Annotated in this window: 19 protein-coding genes; 12 read left to right on the top strand and 7 right to left on the bottom strand. The window is 68.0% G+C overall.

The features are described from left to right. The first annotated feature begins 102 nt into the window (after positions 1 to 102). The gene (locus C560_RS0119930) at positions 103 to 1,014 is read left to right on the top strand and encodes an SDR family oxidoreductase (RefSeq protein WP_026539532.1); all 912 of its coding nucleotides are present in this window, start codon (positions 103 to 105) and stop codon (positions 1,012 to 1,014) included. A 59-nt stretch (positions 1,015 to 1,073) separates the two neighbouring features. Then, the gene (locus tag C560_RS0119925) at positions 1,074 to 1,595 is read left to right on the top strand and encodes a hypothetical protein (protein WP_026539531.1); all 522 of its coding nucleotides are present in this window, start codon (positions 1,074 to 1,076) and stop codon (positions 1,593 to 1,595) included. A gap of 151 nt (positions 1,596 to 1,746) precedes the next feature. Here the strand turns inward: C560_RS0119925 and C560_RS0119920 are convergent, their stop codons facing one another. After that, a complete protein-coding gene (locus C560_RS0119920) occupies positions 1,747 to 3,102 on the bottom strand; it encodes a uracil-xanthine permease family protein (RefSeq protein ID WP_026539530.1) in 1,356 nt (451 codons plus the stop codon). 255 nt (positions 3,103 to 3,357) lie between these two features. Between C560_RS0119920 and C560_RS0119915 the strand changes: the two genes are divergently transcribed. The 3 genes from C560_RS0119915 to C560_RS0119905 all read left to right on the top strand — a co-directional run bounded on the left by C560_RS0119915 (position 3,358) and on the right by C560_RS0119905 (position 6,205). Further along, entirely contained in the window at positions 3,358 to 3,963 is a 606-nt protein-coding gene (locus C560_RS0119915) for a malonic semialdehyde reductase (protein ID WP_018774961.1), read from the top strand. A gap of 327 nt (positions 3,964 to 4,290) precedes the next feature. After that, complete coding sequence (locus C560_RS0119910) at positions 4,291 to 4,878, top strand: hypothetical protein (protein ID WP_026539529.1); 588 nt, start codon at positions 4,291 to 4,293, stop codon at positions 4,876 to 4,878. Positions 4,879 to 5,056: 178 nt separating this feature from the next. Then, positions 5,057 to 6,205, top strand: a complete 1,149-nt coding sequence (locus tag C560_RS0119905) for a GGDEF domain-containing protein (protein ID WP_026539528.1) — start codon at positions 5,057 to 5,059, stop codon at positions 6,203 to 6,205. Position 6,206: 1 nt separating this feature from the next. On the opposite strand, the gene pgm is transcribed toward C560_RS0119905, so the two are convergent. Continuing rightward, positions 6,207 to 7,880: a phosphoglucomutase (alpha-D-glucose-1,6-bisphosphate-dependent) gene (gene pgm / locus C560_RS0119900; protein WP_026539527.1), complete on the bottom strand. Its 1,674-nt coding sequence runs from the start codon at positions 7,878 to 7,880 to the stop codon at positions 6,207 to 6,209. Between the two features lie 148 nt (positions 7,881 to 8,028). Between pgm and C560_RS0119895 the strand changes: the two genes are divergently transcribed. Continuing rightward, the gene (locus C560_RS0119895) at positions 8,029 to 8,664 is read left to right on the top strand and encodes a DUF4190 domain-containing protein (RefSeq protein WP_026539526.1); all 636 of its coding nucleotides are present in this window, start codon (positions 8,029 to 8,031) and stop codon (positions 8,662 to 8,664) included. 30 nt (positions 8,665 to 8,694) lie between these two features. Here C560_RS0119895 and C560_RS0119890 read toward each other — a convergent pair whose 3' ends face one another. The 3 genes from C560_RS0119890 to C560_RS0119880 form a co-directional block, all read right to left on the bottom strand. Then, a complete protein-coding gene (locus C560_RS0119890) occupies positions 8,695 to 9,549 on the bottom strand; it encodes a phosphotransferase (RefSeq protein ID WP_026539525.1) in 855 nt (284 codons plus the stop codon). A gap of 4 nt (positions 9,550 to 9,553) precedes the next feature. Further along, positions 9,554 to 11,023 (bottom strand): peptide MFS transporter, encoded by a 1,470-nt coding sequence (locus C560_RS0119885; protein WP_026539524.1) that lies wholly within the window; start codon positions 11,021 to 11,023, stop codon positions 9,554 to 9,556. A 174-nt stretch (positions 11,024 to 11,197) separates the two neighbouring features. Then, complete coding sequence (locus C560_RS0119880; RefSeq protein WP_026539523.1) at positions 11,198 to 12,367, bottom strand: alcohol dehydrogenase catalytic domain-containing protein; 1,170 nt, start codon at positions 12,365 to 12,367, stop codon at positions 11,198 to 11,200. A 343-nt stretch (positions 12,368 to 12,710) separates the two neighbouring features. Between C560_RS0119880 and C560_RS0119875 the strand changes: the two genes are divergently transcribed. Then, complete coding sequence (locus C560_RS0119875; protein WP_197026195.1) at positions 12,711 to 14,648, top strand: sialate O-acetylesterase; 1,938 nt, start codon at positions 12,711 to 12,713, stop codon at positions 14,646 to 14,648. A 398-nt stretch (positions 14,649 to 15,046) separates the two neighbouring features. Here the strand turns inward: C560_RS0119875 and C560_RS0119870 are convergent, their stop codons facing one another. Further along, the gene (locus tag C560_RS0119870; protein ID WP_026539521.1) at positions 15,047 to 16,537 is read right to left on the bottom strand and encodes an amidase; all 1,491 of its coding nucleotides are present in this window, start codon (positions 16,535 to 16,537) and stop codon (positions 15,047 to 15,049) included. Positions 16,538 to 16,824: 287 nt separating this feature from the next. Between C560_RS0119870 and C560_RS0119865 the strand changes: the two genes are divergently transcribed. The 3 genes from C560_RS0119865 to C560_RS0119855 all read left to right on the top strand — a co-directional run bounded on the left by C560_RS0119865 (position 16,825) and on the right by C560_RS0119855 (position 18,481). Beyond that, entirely contained in the window at positions 16,825 to 17,151 is a 327-nt protein-coding gene (locus tag C560_RS0119865; RefSeq protein ID WP_026539520.1) for a rhodanese-like domain-containing protein, read from the top strand. A gap of 31 nt (positions 17,152 to 17,182) precedes the next feature. Further along, positions 17,183 to 18,166: a prephenate dehydratase gene (gene pheA / locus C560_RS0119860; RefSeq protein WP_026539519.1), complete on the top strand. Its 984-nt coding sequence runs from the start codon at positions 17,183 to 17,185 to the stop codon at positions 18,164 to 18,166. Positions 18,167 to 18,259: 93 nt separating this feature from the next. Next, positions 18,260 to 18,481, top strand: a complete 222-nt coding sequence (locus C560_RS0119855) for a hypothetical protein (RefSeq protein ID WP_018774949.1) — start codon at positions 18,260 to 18,262, stop codon at positions 18,479 to 18,481. Between the two features lie 39 nt (positions 18,482 to 18,520). On the opposite strand, the gene C560_RS0119850 is transcribed toward C560_RS0119855, so the two are convergent. Beyond that, a complete protein-coding gene (locus tag C560_RS0119850) occupies positions 18,521 to 19,585 on the bottom strand; it encodes a diacylglycerol/lipid kinase family protein (protein ID WP_026539518.1) in 1,065 nt (354 codons plus the stop codon). Between the two features lie 78 nt (positions 19,586 to 19,663). Between C560_RS0119850 and serS the strand changes: the two genes are divergently transcribed. Both serS and C560_RS0119840 read left to right on the top strand, forming a co-directional pair. Then, positions 19,664 to 20,944 carry a serine--tRNA ligase gene (gene serS, locus C560_RS0119845; RefSeq protein ID WP_026539517.1) on the top strand — a complete coding sequence of 427 codons (1,281 nt, stop codon included), beginning with the start codon at positions 19,664 to 19,666 and terminating at the stop codon, positions 20,942 to 20,944. Positions 20,945 to 21,090: 146 nt separating this feature from the next. After that, a complete protein-coding gene (locus tag C560_RS0119840) occupies positions 21,091 to 22,026 on the top strand; it encodes an HAD family hydrolase (RefSeq protein ID WP_026539516.1) in 936 nt (311 codons plus the stop codon). Positions 22,027 to 22,028 lie beyond the last annotated feature (2 nt).

The raw sequence follows: 22,028 nt of genomic DNA, 5'->3' as shown, positions 1-22,028 counted from the left end.
GGTTAGGGTAGAAACTGACTACTTCGCTGGGATGGTTTCAGCGGCCCGGACCACACGGGACCGATGAGCATCCCTGGAAACCGACACGTTGTTAGGTGGACTATGAGCGACTCACAGCAGGACCAGCCCAAGCAGCCCGACCAGCCGCGCGATCCCCGCGCCGGCTACCATTCCGGCCCGTTCCCGGAGCAGGTCCAGAAGCAGCCTGGCCTCACCTCACCGATGGAGCCCAAACCGGACCACGGTGAGGAGAGCTACCGCGGCAGCGGTGCCCTGGGCGGCAAGGCCGCCCTCATCACGGGAGGCGACTCCGGAATCGGCAAGGCGGTGGCGATCGCCTTCGCCCGCGAGGGGGCCGACGTCGCCATCTCCTACCTGCCGGAGGAAGAAGAAGACGCGCAGGACACCGCCGAGTGGATCCGAAAGGCCGGCCGCAAGGCCCTCCTGCTCCCCGGCGACGGCCGCAGCGAGGATTTCGCGGCGGACATCGTGAAGGCGACGCTGGCCGAATTCGGGCGCCTCGACGTCCTGGTGCTGAACGCGGCCTACCAGAAGAACCGCGAGAGCTTCGAATCACTGCCCACCGAAGAGTTCGATCGCGTTTTCAAAACCAACCTGTACTCCCTGCTCTGGACGGCCCGTGCCGCGGTCCCACATCTGGAAGCGGGTGCGTCGATCATCACCACTGCGTCGATCCAGGCCTTCAACCCTTCGCCGGGACTCATTGACTACGCCATGACCAAGGCGGCCCAGGTGGCCTTCACCAAAGCCCTGGCCCAGGAACTCGGACCCAAGGGGATCAGGGTCAACGCCGTGGCCCCGGGTCCCATCTGGACCCCGCTGATTCCGGCCACCGAATGGCCCGACAAGCTCCCGACATTCGGTCAGGACACGCCCCTGCAGCGGGCGGGGCAGCCGGCGGAGCTCGCGGCCGCCTATGTCCTGCTCGCCTCCGACCACGGTTCCTATATATCCGGAGCCGTGCTTCCGGTCACCGGAGGCAAGGGCCTCTGAGCCCGCTCCGGACCCGTCCAGCGCCAGTTAGTCCCATTTCCAGTACGAGGAGGAATGACATGACTGAAAACCAGCAGGATCCCAAGACCGTCACCGAAGAAGCGGGTGGCTACGGTACGCCGACCGCCGAGCAGGAGGTGGGCGGCGATGCGAAGAGCTTTGCCCAGCCCCGCGAGGAGGAGGCCTTCGACGCCGCCGGGCTGAACCAGGACAGCCCCGACGGTGAGACGTATCCGGCCGGCGCGCCGGACCTGAGCCAGTTCGGTGCGGAAGACCAAGACAGTGCAGGAGAACCCGGGGCAGGACGCTTCGGAGGAGTGGAGGAACAAATGAGTTCAGAAAACGCCAGCGCAACCCCCGGCTTCGACCCCGACGCCGCGGAGAATTCGGAGGCAGCCGTGCCGTCCTCGGAAGCGGAGATGGACGAGGCCAACACGGAAGAGCCCGACGCCGGGCGGCCCTTCTCCTCCGAGTCCGGACAGGACGCGGCGGGGCTGCCGGACGGCTCCGGGACGGACCTGCCGGAGCGCAAGTCGCCGAAGGACCGCGACGATGACAAGGACGCCTTCGACGCCGGCTAGTCCGTCGCGCCGAAGGGCCCCGCCGTTGCGGGCGCTGCCGGCCCTGGGAGGGTCGTGACAGCGAAAAGGCCGGACTCCTGCCTGTGGGCGGAGTCCGGCCTCTTGCGTCTGCGGGATGGCCCGCCCGCGGCGCGCTTCCGGGCGGGGTTCTCTAGCGGCGCTTCTTGGGGGCGCGCTTGACGGCTGCCTTGACCGCGGCCGTCGAAGCCGCGGCCGGCCCGGGATCTTCGGTTTCCGGCTCGGCCACCGTGCCGCGCACCTTCGCGATCGCCTTCATGCCGTGGTAGATCACCAGGGCAGCGGCCGAGCCCAGCGCGATCCCGGTAAACTTGAGGTCGCCGATAGTCCAGGTGTAGTCGGCAATCCCGACGATCAGGGCGACGGCGGCCGTAGTCAGGTTGATCGAGTTGGAGAAGTTCACCTTGTTCTGGACCCAGATTTTCACGCCCAGCACGCCGATCATGCCGTACAGCATCGTGGCCGCGCCGCCCAGGACACCGGCGGGGACCGTGGCGATGAGCTCGCCAAACTTCGGCGAGAAGCTCAGGATCACTGCGAAGACGCCGGCCACCCAGTAGGCCGCCGTCGAATACACCTTGGTGGCAGCCATGACGCCGATGTTCTCGGCGTACGTGGTGGTCCCGGAGCCGCCGCCAAGACCGGCAAGCACGGTGGCGGCGCCGTCGGCCAACAGCGCGCGGCCGGAGACGCCGTCGAGGTTCTGCCCCGTCATGGCGGACACCGACTTCACGTGGCCGATGTTCTCTGCCACCAGCACCAGGACGACCGGCACGAAGAGGCCCACGACACCGAGGTGGAATTCGGGGGTCTGGAAGTGCGGCAGGCCCACCCACGCGGCACTGTCCACCTTGGAGAAGTCCACCTCGCCCCGGACCATCGCAACGAGATAGCCCACCAGGACGCCCACCAGGATGCTCAGCCGGCCCAGCATGCCGCGGAACAGCACGCTGACCACGATGATGACGGCCAGGGTGATGAAGGCCGTGACGGGGGCCAGATCGAAGTTGGCCTTCGCCGCGGGCGCCAGGTTCAGGCCGATCAGCGCCACGATCGCTCCGGTCACGATCGGCGGCATGACCCGGTTGATCCAGCCGGCACCGAACTTCTGCACCACGGCGCCGACGACGGCGAGGGTCGCGCCTGCCAGGACCACCCCGCCCAGTGCCCCGGGGACGCCGAACTGCTGCTGGGAAGCCATGATCGGCGCGATGAACGCGAAGCTGGAACCGAGGTAGCTGGGCACGCGTCCCTGCGTGATGACCAGGAACAGGAGCGTGCCGATGCCGGAGAAGAACAGGGTGGTGGCTGGCGGCATGCCCGTGATGATCGGGACCAGGAAGGTGGCACCGAACATGGCCACAACGTGCTGCATCCCGATCCCTACCGTCAAGGGCCAGGTGAGCCGCTCATCCGGCCTGACGACCTCACCGGGACGGACGGACTTGCCGTTGCCGTGGAGCTTCCATTTGGTGCCGAGCATGCTCATGCCGGGAGCCTTTCAGAGAATGTGGGGCGGGCGGGGAAGGAATCTTCCCGAGCAACTTTACCGCGCGGCATTTGCCGGCCGTCCCGGAGGCGGACCCGGCTGCCGTCCTGTCCTTCCCGCGTGGTGCGTGCCGGAGGATGTGCCCGACGTCACAGGGCGCGACGGGAAGCAGGCGCCGTCCGTTGAAGTTGCAACTATTGACAGCAGGAGACGCCGGCCGCCCAAGAGCGAGCCGGCACAGCGAAAGGGACGCCAATGACACTCGCCCACGATGAAGCAGTAATCGAGGCAGCCGCCGTCGACGCCATCTTTGCCGAAGCCCGCACGGCGAACGCCTTCACCGGCGACGTCACCGACGAGCAGGCCCGCGCGATCTACGAACTGACGAAGTTCGGCCCCACGGCCTTCAACTCCCAGCCGCTGCGCGTCACATACGTGCGCTCCGACGAAGCCCGCGCCACGCTCGTGGATGCGCTGGCCGCCGGAAACCGCGCCAAGACGGCATCAGCGCCGCTCGTCGCGGTCCTGAGCTACGACACCGCCTGGCAGGATCAGTGGGATGCGTTCCTGCCCGGCTACAACGCCCCCAAGGCCATGTATGACGCCGCGCCGGATCTCGCCGCGGCCACGGGCAACAACAACGCCCACCTGCAGGCCGGCTACTTCATCCTCGCGGTCCGCACCCTGGGCCTCGCGGCCGGTCCCATGACGGGTGCCGACTTCGCCAAGATCGACGCCGCGTTCTTCCCCGACGGGAGCCAAAAGAGCTTCCTGGTGGTCAACATCGGCCAGCCCGGAGCCGACGCATGGGGCGAAGCCAAGCCGAAATTCGCCTACGAGGACGTCGTCCGTACGGTCTAACGACCCCGCGCCGCTAACCGGCGCTGTGCTTCCGCGGAGGTGCCTCCGGCACTGTGCTCTCGCGGAGGTGCCTCCGGCACTGTGCTTCCGCGGAGGTGCCTCCGGCACTGTGCTCTCGCGGAGGTGCCTCCGGCACTGTGCTCTCGCGGAGGTGCCTCCGGCACCATGGGGGACAGGCCGGAGGCACGCGGGATGCGATTCTGCGGTTCAGCGCAAGGCCCACATCCAAGGCCACTTCCCATTTTAGTCCGCGCAGTCGCCGCCGGCACTGTGCCTTTTCAGCGCCCGCCCGGCCCCGGAGGCGCCACGGCGTGGCACACTTTTTCCATGCGGAACCTGATCGCGGTGGCCTTCGTGGAACCGGTAGCCGAGGGACTCGAGTTTCCCCGGGATGACTGGCCGCTGCACCTCACCCTGGTCAAGTTCGACGTCGTCAAGTTCGACGTGGTTAAATCCGACGACCTTGTGAGGTCCGGCGTCGTCGAATCCGGCCAGGAAACCCGTGCGGAACCCGGACCGGGCATGCAGCCGGCCGCGGGTGATCCGCTCGCCGAGCACATCGCCGCCCTCATGGCGGACCCGGTGGCCGCTGCCCTGGGCTGCCGGATCAGCGTGGGCGGCGAAGCCGGGTTCGGGCGCGCAGGGTCAATCCCGGTCAACCTGATTGAACCCAGCGAAGAACTGCAGGTCCTCCACAACGAGCTGGTCCGGATCGTGGAGCAGCTTCCCGGCAGGATCTCCACGCCCGCCTACACCCTGGAAGGGTACCGGCCACACGTCTCGCACCATGGCGACAAACGGCTCCAGCGGGGGGACACCTTCGCGCTTGACCGGATAGCGCTCGTGGACATGGCACCCGACGGCGGGCACGCCACGCGTCGGATCCTGAAGTTGTGGACCGACAGCCAGTCGTAGCGCCAGTACGGCCTCCTGGGAGGGCCCGGACGTCACACCCGGGACCGCTGCGGTGAATTCTTGAGGACCGGTGCCATACTTGGGTCAACTTCGGTAGTCACTCGACGGTAATTCGACGGTTGTTCGCAGACGAAGTGAGTATTTCGGGCAAATCACGGCGGACCGGGGGGACCACTACATGATGCTTGACACCGCCACACTGCGGGTTGCCTTGGCGCTTGTCGACCTCACACTGCTCATGCTTTTCTACTTCATTACGTTCCGGCGCACCCGGTCTCCTTACAGCGGCTGGTGGTGCATGGCCCTGCTGCTGTTCCTGGTCGGCAACGCCGCGTACCTGCTGAGCGGGACAGTGCACCAGGTCTGGGCCAACCCGGCCGGCAACGTCCTGTTGGTCGCCGCCGCAGCCAGCATCTGGGCCGGCGGGCGATCACTCCGGGCCCCCTCACCCCGGCCCTGGCAACTCGCCGCGGCACCCGGTGCCACCGCCGTCGCCTCGATCCTTGACCACCCGGCCACCAACATCTGGGCGGGAGGCCCGGTGTACCTGGGGTTCATGGCCGTGCTGATCGGCATGGGATCCCGGGAGCTGTTCCTGCTCGAGCGCGACTACTCGCGGGTGCACCGTCCCCTCGCTGTGGGCGCCGGCATCCTGGCCGTCTTCTACGCGGGCCGCCTCGTCGCCTTCCTGACAGACGGGCCAGAGGGGCACGTCTTTGCGTCGGTCTTCGGCACGGTGCCCATGACCGTATTCTCGATGGTCACGCTCGTCGTTGCGTCTTTTACGATGGCGGAGCTGAGCTACGAACAGCAGACGCAGGATCTCCGGGCACGGGCCACCGTGGACGGCCTGACGGGCCTGCTCAACCGTTCTGCGTTCCTGGACCTCGCCGAAAACGAACTGCGCCGTTTGCGCCGGACCGGAACTACGGCATCGCTCATCCTCGCGGACCTGGACCACTTCAAGGCCATCAACGACGAATTCGGCCACTCGGCCGGGGACTCCGCACTGCAGGCGTTTGCCAGGGCCTGCGCCGGCACTGTCCGCTCCACCGACCTCGTGGGCCGCTACGGCGGCGAGGAATTCATCCTCCTGCTCCCTGGTGTCACGCCGGACCGGGCGCGGGAAATCGCCGCCGACATCAGCGTCCGGCTCCACCAATCCGGGTCCGCAGTCATTCCCCGGCTGCCCACCGTGAGCTACGGCATCGCGTCGACCGGCTCCGGACCTGGCGGCCTCGACGCCGCAGTGATCTCGGCCGACGCGGCCCTCTACCAGGCAAAGACGCTTGGCAGGGACCGCGCCGAGTTGGCCACCGGCGGCTGAACTACGAAATAACCCCGTCCACCAGCGCTTTCGCCTCGGCCTGGACCTGCTTGAGGTGCTCGGCACCCTTGAAGGACTCGGCGTAGATCTTGTAGACGTCCTCCGTGCCGGAGGGCCGGGCCGCGAACCAGGCGTTTTCGGTGACTACCTTGAGGCCGCCAATCGCGGCGCCGTTGCCCGGCGCTTCGGTCAGTTTGGCCGTGATCGTTTCGCCGGCCAGTTCGGTGGCGGTGACGTCCGACGGCGAGAGCTTGCCCAGCGCCGCTTTCTGCTCCCGGGTGGCGGCCGCGTCGATCCGGGCGTAGACGGGGTCGCCGAACTGGTCGGTGAGGCCCTTGTACAGCTGCGACGGTGACTTGCCCGTTACCGCCGTGATCTCCGAGGCCAGCAGGGCCAGCAGGATGCCGTCCTTGTCGGTGGTCCAGACGCTCCCGTCCATCTTGTTAAAGGAGGCACCGGCGGATTCCTCGCCGCCGAAGGCGCCCTCTCCGGACAGCAGCCCGGGGACGAACCACTTGAACCCCACGGGCACCTCGACAAGTTTGCGGCCCAGGCTCTCGGCCACACGGTCGATGATAGAGGAGGAAACCAGGGTCTTGCCGATCACGGACTGCGGGTTCCAGCCGGTCCGGTGCCGGTACAGGTAATCGATGGCGACCGCGAGGTAGTGGTTCGGGTTCATCAGCCCGCCCTGCCCATCGACAAACGGCGTGACGATCCCGTGCCGGTCGGCGTCGGCGTCGTTGCCGGTGGCGACGTCGAAGGGTGCGGACCCGTCCGCACCAGCAGCCATGCGGTTGATCAGGGACGCCATCGCCGACGGCGAGGAGCAGTCCATCCGGATCTTCTCGTCCCAGTCCAGCGTCATGAAGGCCCACTGGGGGTCGACGGTGGGGTTGACCACGGTGAGGTTCAGGTGGTGGCGCTCACCGATCTCGCCCCAGTAGTCCACCGACGCTCCGCCCATCGGGTCGGCGCCGATCCGGACGCCCGCCTCACGGATCGCATTGAGATCCAGTACCGACGGGAGGTCGTCCACGTAGCTGCTCAGGAAGTCGAATTTGCCGGTGGTCCCGGCGGCGAGGGCCTCGGCCACCGGGACCCGCTTGACGCCGCGCAGGCCGTTTTCCAGCAGCTCGTTGGCGCGGTTGGCGATCCACCCGGTGGCGTCGGTGTCCGCGGGGCCGCCGTGCGGGGGGTTGTACTTGAACCCGCCGTCGCCCGGAGGGTTGTGGCTCGGGGTCACCACGATGCCGTCGGCCTGCGGCGCGCCCGGGGCGGCATTCCGATTGTGCGTCAGGATGGCGTGGCTCAGGGCGGGGGTGGGTGTGTAGCCGTGGCGGGCGTCGATGAGGACATGCACGCCGTTGGCGGCCAGCACCTCAAGGGCAGAGTTTTGTGCGGGCTCGCTCAGGCCGTGGGTGTCCTTGGCCATGTAGAGGGGTCCGGTGATGCCCTGGCCCGCCCGGTATTCCACGATCGCCTGCGTGATGGCGAGGATGTGGGGTTCGTTGAAGGACGCCTTCAGGCTCGATCCCCGGTGCCCGGAGGTGCCGAAGGCCACCCGCTGGCCCGGGTCCGAGAGGTCCGGCGAAACGTCGTAGTACGCATCCAGAAGCGCAGTGAGGTCAACAAGGTCTTGGGGTTGGGCAACTGTGCCCGCGCGGCTAGCCATGGCACCAGCATGCCAGACGCGGACGGGGTGCAACACGGTTTCGCGCCAAACCCGTTCCTGTGACGAAAGAAAACGCGCCGATAGGCCCGGTCCCAAGCCAACCATGCGGCGGTACGCTGGATCCACAGACTTCTTGAGGGGACAAGCCATGACTGAACAGCCAAAACAAGGCAAAGACGAGACCCCGGAGGGCTACCAGCCGACCCTGCGCCTCCCGGATCACCAACCCGACGTTCCGCCGGGGCAGGCACCCCCCGCCGGCCAGGACCAGGGACCGTCGGCCACGCAGCCGTTAGCGCAACCCGAATCCCCGCAACAGCCCTATACAGGCCAGCAGCCCGACACGGGCCAGCAGCCACACGTCGGCCAGCAGCCCTACGCCGGCCAGGCGGCCCCTGACCGCGGCCAGTACTCAAGCCCGTACCCTCCGATTTACGGCCAGCCGGCCGCGCCGTATGGCCAACCGTCGCCGTACGCCCAGCCGGGCAGCCCCAACGCCTACGGCCAGCCCGCGTACTACGGCGCGCCGCCGGCGCCCAAGAGTCTGAGCATCGCCAGCATGTGCTGCGGCATCGCCGCGCTGGTGGGCTTCGGATTCTTCCTGCTCCCGCAGCTGGCCGCCGTGATCCTGGGGCACATGGCCCTGCGGCGCGAACCGGCCGGCCGGGGCATGGCGATCGCCGGCCTGGTGATGGGTTACGTGGGCATCGCCGTGACCATCCTGGTCCTGGTGATTTTCGGACTGGTCATCGGCACCGCGCGCAACAGCGGGTACGGCGCCTAGTCTGCCCTGCGGCGCCGGAGCCGTGCAGGCTCAGCGCGTCAGCGCAGCCACCAGCGGTTTCGCGTTGGCCTCAAGCCAGGCGCGCCGGCGGTTGATTTGGCCGCCCACGCCGTCCTGCCACATCCGCGCCCAGCCGCCGCCCAGGGCCGCGGCGGTGTGCCGCATCCGCTCGTAGCTGAGGGCAGCGGCGTCGATCCCGGCGCCGGGCAGCCGGCGTCGTTCATCCTCGCTCCAGCCGTAGGCGTCGGCGAAGACGCGCAGCCGGTGGAACGGGTCCTGGTCTTCCCAGCCCGGCCACGCATCTGACGGGTCGCGGAGCGGCACCCAGTGCATGGCGGTGTTGAGCGAATCGTGCAGTGCCGTGGCGGGTCCGGCAAGGTCGAAATCCACCAGTCCGGCGGCCAGGCCGTCCCGGACCACCACGTTCTGGGGTGTCACGTCCAGATGGCAGATGAGCCCGGCGGCGTCGGTGGGGTTCGGCCGGACCGGCCGGGGCAGGAACGCGTGGGCCTGCGGCAGAAAGCCGGCGGACGCGGTGTGCAGGCGCCGGACCAGGCGGGCCACGGAGGCCAGCAGGTCCCCGGACTGCACCCAGGCTTCCGGCGGCGACCCGGCACAGTTTCCCGGCACGAAGGTCAGGACATCCCGGCCCTGCGGGTCGCGGCCGAGGAAGCGGGGGGATCCCTCAAAACCGGCGTCGTCCAGCCAGTCGAGGTACTCGGCGACGGCGAGGGATTGCGGCTGGTGCGGGCGGCGGATGGTTCCGCCAACCCGCACCACGCCGTCGGTGACATCGCCTGCCGGCATGAGTTCGACGTCGGACGCCTCGCCGGGGGCGGGGGTATAGACGCGCGAAGCAACCGGAACGCGGTGTGCGGGGCTCATCGGGTCAGCGTACGCCGCCCATGAGCTTCTTGATCGCCGGTGAGGCCACCGCCAGGCCCACAGCCAGCAGGATGGCGGTGCCGCCAACGCCGATGAAGTACGGCAGTTCGTCCTCCGGGTTGTACAGGCCGGACAGGATGCCGGCCAGTGTGGTGCCCAGGGACACGGACAGGAAGAACAGCGCCACCATCTGGGTGTGGAAGGCCTTCGGCGCCAGCTTGGTGGTGACGGAGAGCCCGATGGGGGACAGGAACAGTTCCGCCAGGGTGAACAGCAGCAGGATTCCGGCCAGTGCCAGCAGCGGGGTCTTCCCGTCGCCGGAGAGCGGAATGAACGCCAGGAAGGCCAGGCCCATCACGAACAGGCCGATGGAGAATTTCAGCGCCGAACCCGGCTGCTTGCGGCCGAGCCGGGTCCAGAGCGCCGCCATGATGCCGGCGAAGATGATGATGAACACCGGGTTGATGGACTGGACCCAGGCGGCCGGCATTTCCCAACCGAACAGGTTCCGGTCCAGCTTCTCCTCCGAGTACACGGCGATGAAGGTGAACTGCTGCTGGAACAGGGCCCAGAACGCGGCGGAGGCGATGTACAGCGGGATGAACGCTGCGACGCGTCCGCGTTCGGTGGCGGTGACCTTCTTGCTGCTGAAGATCAGGGTGAAGTAGAGAACGGAAGCGCCGATTGCGGCGTAGGCCATGGAGGTGGCCAGGTTCTCGGCGTTGACGGTGCCGGTCAGGAGCAGCACCGCGATGACCGCGGCGATCCCGGCGAAGATCAGGCCGTACTTCTTCCGCTGCCCATCCGGGAGGGGGTGCGCCACCCGGTGGCTCTGGGCGGGGAGCTTGCTGCGGCCCCGGGCGTACACAACCAGGCCGACGGCCATGCCGACGGCGGCAGCGCCGAAGCCCCAGTGGAAGCCCTGGCTTTCCTGCAGCCAGCCGGTGACGAGGGGGCCGATCAGTGCGCCGGCGTTGATGCCCATGTAGAAGATGGAGAACCCGGCGTCGCGGCGTTCGTCCTTCTCCCCGTACAAGGTGCCGACGAGTGCGGTCGCGTTGGCCTTCAGCCCGCCGGAACCGACGCCGACCAGCACCAGGCCGGCAATGAGGCCGGACGTGCCCGGCACGAGGGCCAAGGCGATGTGGCCACCCATGATCATGATGGCCGAGCCGAACAGCACGCGCTCGGAACCGAACAGCCGGTCCGCGAGCCACGCACCCAGGATGGTGGAGAGGTACACGCCGCCGCCGTAGGCGCCGACGAGACCGGCCGCCAAGCCCTGGTCAATTCCGAGGCCGCCCTTTTCGGCGGAGAAGTACATGTAGTAGAGCAGGATTCCCTGCATGCCGTAGAAGGAGAAGCGCTCCCACATTTCTACGGAGAAGAGGCTGGCCAGCATCTTTGGGTGGCCAAAAAACGAGGTATCGGCCGGCGTTGTAGCGGGTCGAGTGTCTAAATGAGTTGTGCTCATTTACTTAATGCTGACATTGTGAAGCGCGATTGTCACATTCGCGGCGGGCCCGGGGCAAGTATCCCGGACGGCGTTTCGCCCGATTTTCCCGGATTCCGACGCCCTGCCCGGCCCGCCGAAAGCCGCTGCGCAGCTGGTTCGGCGGGTGGGTTCGGCGGGCCTGTCAACAGGCTGTCAGGAGGTCGTGGCGGCTGCCTCGCCGGTGTGCCCGCCGTCCGCCTCCCCGGTGTCCTCGCCGGCGTCGAACATGATGACCTGCCGGATGGCGTGGCCGTCTGCCAGCTGGTCCATGGCCTGGTTGATGTCGGCCAGGGCGATGCGGTCCGAGATCAGCTCCTCGACGGGCAGTTTCCCGTCCCGCCACAGCTGGGCGTATTTCGGGATGTCCCGCGACGGGACTGCTGAACCAAGGTAGCTGCCCACAATCGTCCGGGCTTCGGCGGTGACGGTCAGCGGCGCCAGCTGGGCGCGCGCATCGGGGGAGGGCAGCCCGGCCGTGACGGTGGTGCCGCCGGGGGAGGTGGCGGCGAACGCGGTTTCGAACGCGCGCGGATTTCCCGCGCACTCGATCACGAACTTGGCTTTGACCCCGGCGTCGAGGACCTGCTGCGGGGTGTACGTTTCGTGGGCGCCGAGGCGGCGGGCGTGATCGAGTTTCTGCTCCAGCGTGTCCACAGCGACAATCCGCGAGATTCCTTGCGAGATGGCGGTGATGAGCGCCGCCATGCCCACCCCTCCGAGCCCGACGATCATGATGCTGTCCTCCGGGCGGGGCCGGGCCGCGTTGAGCACCGCGCCGCCGCCGGTCAGCACGGCGCAGCCCAGCACTGCCGCAATGTCCGCGGGGATGTCGTCGTCCACCGGCACGGCGGAAGCGCGGTCCACGACGGCGTGGGTGGCGAAGCCGGAGACACCCAAGTGGTGGTGGACGGGCTTGCCGTCGCGGCTCAGGGGCCTGGAGCCGTGCAGCAGGGTCCCGTCGTTGTTGCTCTTGGAGCCTGCCGTGCAGGGCAGCCGGCCGTCCTCGGCGCAGTTCGCGCAGTTCTCGCAGCGGGGCAGGAAGGACATGACCACGCGCTGGCCGGGCTGCAGGTCCGTGACGCCGGAACCAACCGTCACGACGCGGCCCGCGGCCTCGTGGCCCAGTAGCATGGGTACCGGCCGGACCCGGTTGCCGTCGACAACGCTCAGGTCCGAGTGGCAGATCCCGGCGGCCTCCATCCGGACGAGGATCTCGGTGGGCCCGGGAGCCGCCAGTTCCAGCTCGGAGATGCTGATCGGCTTTGATTCCGCGAAGGGGCGCGGGCGGCCGATTTCCTCAAGTACTGCACCGGTGATCTTCATCGATCCTCTTTCGCGGCCTGGTCGGGTTTGAGTGAACGATAGCCGCCTGCCGCTGCCAGCGTCCATTTGGCGGCCGACGGCGCGGGCGCGCCGTCGGGGGGCAAGGAATTCTGAAGGTGATGCGGCAAAACTCGTAACCATGGCTGGCCGGGGCAAACTTTGTCGTATCCCGAGCTCGGCATCGCCGCAAGCGAAGGCAATGCCTTCCTCAACGGCGGCATCTATTGGCCGGCGGCGGAGGCGCGGATGGGCGTGGGCCACGGCAGCGGCACGTGCGCCAGGGATGCAGTCCCGGAGCCGGCGGTTCCACCCGTTCCTCGTCGGCCTGGCGGTTTGTGCCCTGATGGTCGCGGGTGTAGTGCCGGCACAGGCCGCTACGACTATCACCACCCTCCACGTGTTCCTCGCCGTCGGGCAGTCCAACATGTCCGGGCGCGGCCTTCCCATTGGCGACTACGACGCGGTGGACAAGCGCATCTTCCAGTACGGAGCGACGAAGCGCACGTTCCGTACTGCTTCGGTCCCGCTGGACATGCACGATACGGCGAGTGGCATTTCCCCCGCGACGACGATGGCCCGGGAGTATTTGAAGACCCAGCCCGCCGGCGTCGGAGTCCTCCTCATCCCCGCGGCCCACGGCGACACGCGCTTCACCAGCGCGCCGGGCACGCTGACTTGGTCCGTGGGTGCGGCCTCCGCCCCGGCGTACGACCTGCCGGCGCTCGCTGTGAAGCAGACGTTGAGCGGCATCGCAGCGGGGAAAGCGGCTGGCTACGCGGTGGTCCTCAAGGGAGTCCTTTGGCACCAGGGCGAGGGCAACTCCTCCATGACCACCGCCACGTACAGTGCGAGCTTGGACCAACTCATTGCCTACTTCCGCGGCCGGCTGTCCGCGCCGGAACTGCCCTTTGTCGTGGGACGAATGACACCGGAAGGCATCGCGGCAACCCCGGGCCGGGCCAATGTGGACAAGAGCCATTACCAAACCCCGGACCGCGTGGCATATACAGGTTTCGCGCCCTCGATGGCCTGCGCCCTGAACGGGGGGGACACCACCCACTTCTCGCGGGCGGGGATCGAATACCTTGGACGGGCATTTCTTGCCGCCTATCGGCAAGCGGTCGCGAACACCCAGGCGTCGCCCGTCGCCACCCCGGCCCTCAGCGTGCCCAACTGTGCGGGCCGGGCCATCGCCATGGACCCAACACGATTCCTGGACACCAGGATTTGGCCGGGCCGGGTGGCAGCGGGCAAGTCGGTGACTTTCCGCGTCGCCGGTGTGCGGGGCGTTCCGAAAAGCGTGTCCGCGGTGGTGGTGAATCTGACGGTGACCTCGGCGACGTCGTCCGGCGCCATCACCGCCTATGCCGCCGGAACGGCCAAACCGGGCATCTCGAACCTGAACTATGTTGCCGGGCGGACCGTTTCCCACCTCGCCACAGTGCCACTTGGGACGGACGGACGGATGACGCTCACGAACACCTCATCCGGGTCGGTGCATTTGATCGCCGACGTGTCCGCGTACTTCCATGCCGGCACGCCGAGTGCGCGGGGGGTCTTCAGCGCCGTCCGGCCCACCCGGCTGCTCGACACGGGCTCCTCCTCCGGAGCCGTTGCCGGCGGGCGGGCGGTGTCCTTCGCAGCCGGCGGCACGACGGGTATCCCGGCCAACGCGTCGGCGGTGGTCCTGAAAATCACTGCATCCGGGACAAAGTCGCTGGGCTACCTGACCGCCTACGCCACGGGGTCCCCGATGCCGAGCACGTCCAATTTGAACTACTCCGCGGGACAGACTGTGTCCAACGTTGTTGTGGTTCCCGTCGGGACCGACGGGAAAGTGACGGTGGCGAACACGTCGTCCGGATCGGCGCAGATCATCGCAGACGTCACCGGGTACTTCCTGCCCGGCAAACCTACCCAGGTTGGCGCCCTGCGCGCCTTGAGCCCCACGCGGTTCCTGGACACGCGGGTCACCTCCGGCCCCGTCGCGGCGGGCGGCTCAGTCACTATCCACGTGCGCGGTGTCAAGGGGATTCCCACCACCGTGGCCGCCGTCGTAGTCAACCTGACCGTCACCGAGTCAAAATCCATCGGGTACCTCACTGCCTTCGCCTCGGGCTCGTCCACGCCGAACGCCTCGAACCTCTCCTACCAGCGTGGTCAGGCGGTTGCCAACCTCGCAGTGGTCCCGGTGGGGCCGGACGGCAACGTCAAGATCACGAATACTTCGAGCGGCTCGGTGCAGATCATCGCCGACGTCGCCGGCTACTTCCGCGGGTAGGGCTGCGGTCCGTCGACGGCGGGGTGGTTGGTTTTCTGTGCCCCGCCGGGGGCATGCCCATTTTTGGTGCCCTCGCGTGGACGCTGGCTGGGTTCTTGGAGGCCACTTGGGGACATGCCCATTTTTGGTGCCCTCGCGTGGACACTGGCTGGGTTTTTGTTGGGACATGCCCATTCTTGGCGCTCTCGCGCGGACAGGATGGCATTGTGTCCACTCGTCTCCGCCACGGGTGGGCATGACCGTGATGAGCACTGGACATGTCCAGTGCGCGGCGTGAGGAATGGGCACGTCCCCAGGCGCGGAGGATGGGCATGTCCCGTGGCCGACGTGAGTTCCGGACATGTCCACTGGCAGGCGTCAGGAGTGGGCGTGTCCCCGGGTGATTGCCGGGTCCTTGGCTAGAAGCCCAACTGGGCGGCCACCTGCAGCAGCAGGCCCTCGGAGCCCATCGGCCCGATCAGCTGGATGCCCATCGGCAGGTCGGAACCCGGGGCGCCGCCGGTCCAGTGCACCGGGATGCTGATGGCCGGCAGCCCGCAGACGTTGACCATGGATGACCACGGCGCGTATTCGCACTGTTTGCTGTAGTCGCCATCGGCGTCGCCCGCCCATTCCGCGGCCGGCCAATAGCCTCCGCCGTGGGTCGCGCCCGTGAACCAGCCCACCGGGCGGGGTGTCTGCGCCAGGGCAGGCGTCACTATGAGGTCCCAGTGGTTGTACTGGGCAATCGTGTCCTGTTGGAACTGCCGGAGGAATCCGAGGGATTCGTTGAGTTTGGCTGCGCTGCGCTGCTGTGCCCGCCGGCGGAAAGTCCTCGTGAGCGGCGTCAGGAGCGCCTCGCGCTGCGGCGAGATGCGCGCGCTGCCAATGCCTGCCGTCCAGGCTGTGGTGAAAGCCTCCGGGTAGCGGTTGTCATAGCGAATTGCGGCTTCCGAGGTCTCGTGCCCCGCCGCCTCCAGCCGCGAGACGCCGTCCGCCAGCGCGTCGAGCGCCTCACGGTCCGGGATGAAGGGAAACTTCGCTTGCCACGGGCTGTCCAGGCTTACGCCGATCCGCAGCCGGCCGGGCTCCCTGGCGGTCAGTTCGAGGTAGCTGGCGTCCCCCCGCCCGGCACCGGCCGGACCGCCCGCACTGTGTTGGCCAGCATCGTGTTGGCCCGCACCATGGGGATCCGCGCCGGGCACCAGGGCATCGAGCAGCAATGCGGCGTCGGCGGCGGAGCGGGCGAGCGGTCCGGCAACCACGAGCTGTGCGGGATCGCCCGAGCTTTCCCCGGCCGGCACGAGCCCACGTCCGGGCTTGAGGCCGACCAGCCCGCACGCCGCGGCCGGGATCCGCACGGAGCCCCCGCCGTCGGACCCGGGGGCGAACGGCAACAGCCCCGCGGCCACGGCGGCAGCGCTGCCGCCCGAGGAGCCGCCCGAACTGCGGCTGAGTGCATGCGGATTGCGCGACGGCGGGGCGATCAGGTTCTCGCTGTAGGCGGTCAGGCCGAACTCCGGGACCTGTGTCTTGCCCAGCGAGAGGACCCCGGCGGCCTTGAGCGCGGCGGGCAGTGCGCCGTCGGCCAGGGCCGGCTTGCGGTCCAGGGCCGCGCTTCCATGCGTGGTGACGACCCCTGCCACATCCGTCAGGTCCTTGAAGGCGACCGGCATTCCATGCAGTGGGGGCAAAGCGCCGCCGCGTCGGCTCCGGAGGGCGTAGCGCCGGTCAGCAGCCGTGGCGTCTTTCTGTGCCTGTTCCGCGGTGACGGTAAGGAAGGCTCCGAGGTGCGGATTCTGCGCTTCAATGCGGTCCAGGAAGTGATCGGTGGCCGCCCTCGCGGACAGCTCGCCGGAACGGAGCGCATCGCGGAGCTCGACGGCGGAGAGTTCGTGGATCTCAGCCAAGGAGGCGGGACTCCGGCCATGCCCGGGGCCGGGAGGCCCGGATCCGCGGGGGACATGCCCATTCCTGGGGACTGCGGAAGGACACAGTGGCATCATGCCCAGCGCACGCGGCCAGGGGAGGGCATGTCCCGTGGCGGGGGCCGCGGACCGGCCGCTCCGCGGGGTGTTCGGCAGCCATGAGTCTCCTTTGCGGTCTCCAGAAGCGTAACGTGCCGCCAGCGGGGGTGCGCCGCCAGCGCCGGGGGATACGCTGGGATCGGAGCTTGAATTCTGCGGAAAGGGTGAACATGAGCGACTTCCAGAGCGTAAGCGTGTCTGGCATCCCCGATGGTGCCAAGATCATGGACGTCCGCGAGGGCTATGAATGGGTTGCAGGCCACGCCGAGGGGGCCCTGCACATTCCCATGGACCAGTTGCCGGCCCGGCTCGAGGAGCTGGACCCGGACGAGGACGTCTACGTCATTTGCCGCACCGGCGGCCGCTCCTTCCGGGCCACCCAGTGGCTGGTGGGCATGGGGTATTCCGCCGTGAATGTGGCCGGCGGCATGGACCAGTGGGTCGAGACCGGCCTGCCGCTCGTATCCGACAACGGCCTCAAACCGGTCGTCTTGTAACTGAGTCCTGTAACTGAACAAGGAAGAACTGATGCCCGCACCAACGCCCACCTACACATTCCTTGGACCCGAGGGCACCTTCACCGAGGCGGCCCTGATGCAGGTCCCGGACGCGGCGGAGGCCATTCGAATCCCTTCCTCGAATGTGAACACGGCGCTGGACAGGGTGCGGGACGGCTCCGCCGATGCGGCCATGGTGCCCATCGAGAACTCGGTCGAGGGCGGGGTCACAGCCACCCTCGACGCCATCGCCACCGGCCAGGAACTCAGGATCCTCCGGGAGGCCCTGGTGCCCATCAGCTTCGTCCTCGTGGCAAGGCCCGGCGTGGCGCTCGGGGACATCCGGCGCGTCTCTACCCATGGCCATGCCTGGGCCCAGTGCAGGCTCTGGGTGGACGCCAATATTCCTAATGCGGAATACATCCCTGGTTCTTCCACCGCCGCTGCCGCCATGGGCTTGCTGGACGGTGACGGCGCCCATTACGACGCCGCGATCTGCGCCCCGATCGTGGCCACCGAACAGCCGGGTTTGACGGTGCTGGCGGAAAACATCGGCGATAACCCCGGCGCCGTCACCCGGTTCGTGCTTGTGGGCCGTCCGGGCGAACTGCCGGCCCCCACCGGTGCAGACAAGACCACTGTCGTGGTGCCGCTGCCCGAAGACCGGCCGGGTGCGCTGATGGAGATCCTGGACCAGTTCGCCACCCGCGGCGTGAACCTGAGCCGGATCGAATCCCGGCCCACCGGGCAGTACCTGGGCCACTATTTCTTCAGCATTGACGCCGACGGCCATGTGGCCGACGCCCGGGTGGCCGACGCGCTCGCGGGTCTTCACCGGATCAGCCCGGCCACCCGCTTCCTCGGGTCCTACCAGCGTGCGGACGGCCACCGGACCAGCGTCGCGCCGCATACCTCGGACCAGGCATTCCGCGCGGCGCATGCGTGGGTGAAAGACATACTGGGCGGCGCATCTGCTGTGCCGGAATATACCCCGGGGGCTTCGCCCAGAGCGTAGGCAAATGCCATATGGCGCTATTCCACGCCCTCCCAACTGTGCGTATGCTTGCCTGATCCATATTGGGGAAATCCCCTACGGGAGGAGCGGGTCATGTCAGGCACCAGCACAGAAAATGACGGCCAGGGAATGATTGTCAATCCCAAGCCGACAGCTGAAAACCAGGACTGGGACGGCGATGACGCCGACCGCGCGGACCGCCTGCGCTTCGAAGAGGAGCAGGCAATGATCCGTGAGCAGTCCGAAGCCCGGGCCGCCAAGGCTGCGGCAGAGGCGAAGAAGGCGGCAGAGGCGAAGAAGGCCGCCAGCGCCTAGGGGCGTGCTCCGCCCGCCCGCGCTCAGGCCGCCGTCGGCCTAGCGGCCGACGGTGCCGTCCTTGACCCGGACCAGCAGTGAGCCCGGGTCCACCTCGACGGTGACCTGCGTGGCCTCGCCGGACGGATCGCCGTCGACCTGGGTGGGCATAGGTTCCGGGCACCGGATGGTGATCTTGCCGCAGCGGTAGTACGCCATGACCGGCAGGTCCTTCTTGTGCTTCAGGACGATCTTTGTGTACATGGCCAGCCAGCCGATCGCACTGCGCGGGCTCATCACCACCACGTCCAGCATCCCGTCATCGATCATGGCCTGCGGGATGAAGTCGATTCCCCCGGGGATCAGACCGCAGTTCGCGAACAGGACGCTGCGGATCTTCCGGGCCTGCTCCGGCTGCCCATCCAGCTCGATGGAGACCTTCTTGCGGCGCCCCAGAAGGTGCCGGGCCCCGGCCTCCGTATAGGCCAGCCAGCCCACCGCCCGCTTCAGGCCGTCAAGGGTGTCGCTGACCACCTCGGCGTCCATGCCGATGCCCGCAATCACCAGGAACGTGTGTTGCGCGGACTCCCCGGTGCGTGAGTTTTCCAGGGTGAGCCGCGCCGTATCGATGAACCGCTGGTGCCCGAACAGGGCGGCCTGCACGTTGCCGGGGAGGTCGTTGACCTCCAGATGCACATTGCGGGCCAGGAGGTTCGCGGTGCCCAGCGGGATGACGCCCATGGCGGTGTCCGTCCCGGCGAGGACCTCCGCCACAACGCGCACGGTACCGTCGCCGCCGCCGGCCAGGACGACGTCGGCGCCGTAGGCCACCGCCGCCCGCGCTTGCGAGAAGCCGGGGTCCTCCGCGGTGGTTTCAAAGACGCGGGGCGCCGGCCAGCCGGCCGCCGCGCACTCGGCCTCAATCAGGCCCCGGGCCTCGGCAGACTTGGCCTTGATGGGGTTCAGGACCACGGCCACCTTCTGGAGGCCCGGGCCCGGGCTGTGGGTTTCCTCCCACACGGCACGGCGGGTGTGCTTGGCCTTCAGCCGGCGCACCCCCCACCAGCTGGAGGCGGCAAAGACCAGGACCCCAGCGATGACGAGGTAGAGCAGCCAGTCGCGCATTGTGATCCAACAGTATCCCGCCGGCGCAGGCAGGCAGGCCTGCCGGGCAACCGTGACCGGATTGGATACTCTTGTCTGGTGATCGACGTAAAAGACCTCAGCGAAAATCCGGACAAGTTCCGTGCCAGCCAGCGCGCCCGCGGCGCCGACGAATCCGCGGTGGACGCGATCATCGCTGGGGACTCGGCCCGGCGCGCAGCCCTGATCCGGTTCGAGAACCTGCGGGCCGAGCAGAATGCGTACGGCAAGAAGGTCGCGCAGGCCAAGGGCGAGGAAAAGCAGGCCCTCCTCGCCGAGGTCAAGGCTCTGGCGGCCTCCGTCAAAGCGGCATCGGCCGAGGCCGATCACGTCCAGGCCGCCCAGGACGAACTCCTCCGGACCATCCCCAACCTGATCGAGGACGGCGTCCCGGCAGGCGGCGAGGACGACTACGTTGTGGTCAAGACCGTGGGCACGCCGCGCGAATTCCCCGACTTCGAGCCGAAGGACCACCTCGAGATCGGTGAGCTGATCGGGGCCATCGACATGGAACGCGGGGCGAAGGTTTCCGGTTCACGCTTCTACTTCCTGCGCGGCGTCGGCGCCCGGCTGGAAATGGCGCTGCTCCAGATGGCCATGGAGCAGGCGATCGACGCCGGGTTCGTCCCCATGATCACGCCCACGCTGGTCCGCCCGGAAACCATGCAGGGCACCGGCTTTGACGTCAAGCACGACGCCGAGATCTACCGTCTCGCCGAAGACGACCTGTACCTCGTGGGCACCTCGGAGGTGGCCCTCGCCGGCTACCACGCCGACGAGATCCTGGACCTTTCGGCCGGCCCCATCCGCTACGCGGGCCAGAGCTCGTGCTACCGGCGCGAGGCGGGCTCGCACGGCAAGGACACCCGGGGCATCATCCGGGTCCACCAGTTCAACAAGGTGGAGATGTTCATCTACACCACGGTTGAGGAAGCTGCCGCCGAGCACGCCCGCCTGCTGGCGTGGGAAGAGGAGATGCTGGCCAAGTGCGAGCTTCCGTACCGGGTCATTGACACCGCTGCCGGCGATCTGGGCAATTCCGCGGCCCGGAAGTTTGACTGTGAGGCCTGGGTCCCCACCCAGGGCGCATACCGGGAGCTGACCTCGACCTCGAACTGCACGACGTTCCAGGCGCGCCGGCTGAACATCCGGGAACGGGTTGTGAATGAGGACGGTGCGCCCAAGGGCACGCGGGCAGTCGCCACGCTCAACGGCACCCTGGCCACCACCCGCTGGATCGTGGCCATCCTGGAGCACCACCAGAACCCCGACGGCTCCGTCAACGTCCCGGCCGCCCTGCAGAAGTACCTCGGCGGCATGACCGTCTTCCCCGTCCTCTAGCCCAGGTCCCAACCCCCAGCCTGGCCTCCGACGGCCGCCGGGTAAACACTCACACTGGGGACAGGCTGTGGGTGTTTACCGCGAGTTCACGCTTTGCTGTGGCGTGCGTCCTAGCGGCAGTCGGGGCTCTCTGCTCTACTTGTGAGATGACAACAATGACTGAATCCTCAGTCGCCGGCAACGATGACCGGCGCACCACTAACCAGAACACGACAGCCCAGAACACGGCAGCCCAGAACACGGCGGACCAGGCCAGCGCGGCCCGGGTGGGAAACTCCCGGAACGGCGCCGGCGACAAGATGATGATCGCCCTGGACGTCGATGGCACCCTCGTGGACCACGACGGGCACATGTCGGTTCCTGTCCGCGAGGCCGCCCAGGCCGTCGTGGCGGCCGGCCACCACGTGATGATCGCGACCGGCCGCTCCCTCAACGCCACGTTGCCCGTGATCGAACACATCGGGATCGAGAACGGTTACGCCGTGTGCTCCAACGGCGGTGTGATCCTGCGCGTCGACTCCGGCTTGCCCGAGGGCTACGAAATCCTCCACAAGGCAACATTTGACCCCGGGCCGGTCCTTCGCGCCCTGCGCAAGCGGCTGCCCTCGGCCAAGTACGCGCTCGAGGACGAGAACGGCAACTTCCTGTCCACCGAACGCTTCCAGGACGCCAGCTTCGGCGTCGAAGCGGTCGGCGTCGACTTCCACACCATGCTGGAGGCAACCGCCGTGCGCGTGGTGGTCTTCAGCTCGGAGAACACACCCGAAGAATTCAATACCGCGATCCGCCACATCGGGCTCGCCGGCGTCACGTATTCGGTGGGATGGACGGCGTGGCTGGACATCGCCGCTGCCGGTGTCACGAAGGCCAGCGCGCTGGAACAGCTCCGCGACCGGCTCAGCATCGAAACCCACCGCACCGTCGCCGTCGGCGACGGCCGCAACGACATCGAAATGCTGACCTGGGCGCGCCGCGGCGTGGCCATGGGCCAGGCCCCCGTTGAAGTGATTGCCGCCGCGGATGAAGTGACGAAATCGGTCTACGACGACGGCGCCGCGCACGTGCTTCGCAGCCTCCTCTAAGG

The organism is Arthrobacter sp. 9MFCol3.1, from assembly GCF_000620385.1.
GTDB lineage: Bacteria > Actinomycetota > Actinomycetes > Actinomycetales > Micrococcaceae > Arthrobacter.
The sequence above is the reverse complement of the archived record's forward strand: the minus strand, read 5'-3'. Positions and strand labels throughout refer to the sequence as shown.

Coding starts and splice junctions, on each gene's coding strand:
- C560_RS0119930 (WP_026539532.1), top strand. CDS start 103: ATGAGCGACTCACAGCAGGACCAGCCCAAGCAGCCCGACCAGCCGCGC.
- C560_RS0119925 (WP_026539531.1), top strand. CDS start 1,074: ATGACTGAAAACCAGCAGGATCCCAAGACCGTCACCGAAGAAGCGGGT.
- C560_RS0119920 (WP_026539530.1), bottom strand. CDS start 3,102: ATGAGCATGCTCGGCACCAAATGGAAGCTCCACGGCAACGGCAAGTCC.
- C560_RS0119915 (WP_018774961.1), top strand. CDS start 3,358: ATGACACTCGCCCACGATGAAGCAGTAATCGAGGCAGCCGCCGTCGAC.
- C560_RS0119910 (WP_026539529.1), top strand. CDS start 4,291: ATGCGGAACCTGATCGCGGTGGCCTTCGTGGAACCGGTAGCCGAGGGA.
- C560_RS0119905 (WP_026539528.1), top strand. CDS start 5,057: ATGATGCTTGACACCGCCACACTGCGGGTTGCCTTGGCGCTTGTCGAC.
- pgm (WP_026539527.1), bottom strand. CDS start 7,880: ATGGCTAGCCGCGCGGGCACAGTTGCCCAACCCCAAGACCTTGTTGAC.
- C560_RS0119895 (WP_026539526.1), top strand. CDS start 8,029: ATGACTGAACAGCCAAAACAAGGCAAAGACGAGACCCCGGAGGGCTAC.
- C560_RS0119890 (WP_026539525.1), bottom strand. CDS start 9,549: ATGAGCCCCGCACACCGCGTTCCGGTTGCTTCGCGCGTCTATACCCCC.
- C560_RS0119885 (WP_026539524.1), bottom strand. CDS start 11,023: ATGAGCACAACTCATTTAGACACTCGACCCGCTACAACGCCGGCCGAT.
- C560_RS0119880 (WP_026539523.1), bottom strand. CDS start 12,367: ATGAAGATCACCGGTGCAGTACTTGAGGAAATCGGCCGCCCGCGCCCC.
- C560_RS0119875 (WP_197026195.1), top strand. CDS start 12,711: ATGGTCGCGGGTGTAGTGCCGGCACAGGCCGCTACGACTATCACCACC.
- C560_RS0119865 (WP_026539520.1), top strand. CDS start 16,825: ATGAGCGACTTCCAGAGCGTAAGCGTGTCTGGCATCCCCGATGGTGCC.
- pheA (WP_026539519.1), top strand. CDS start 17,183: ATGCCCGCACCAACGCCCACCTACACATTCCTTGGACCCGAGGGCACC.
- C560_RS0119855 (WP_018774949.1), top strand. CDS start 18,260: ATGTCAGGCACCAGCACAGAAAATGACGGCCAGGGAATGATTGTCAAT.
- C560_RS0119850 (WP_026539518.1), bottom strand. CDS start 19,585: ATGCGCGACTGGCTGCTCTACCTCGTCATCGCTGGGGTCCTGGTCTTT.
- C560_RS0119840 (WP_026539516.1), top strand. CDS start 21,091: ATGACAACAATGACTGAATCCTCAGTCGCCGGCAACGATGACCGGCGC.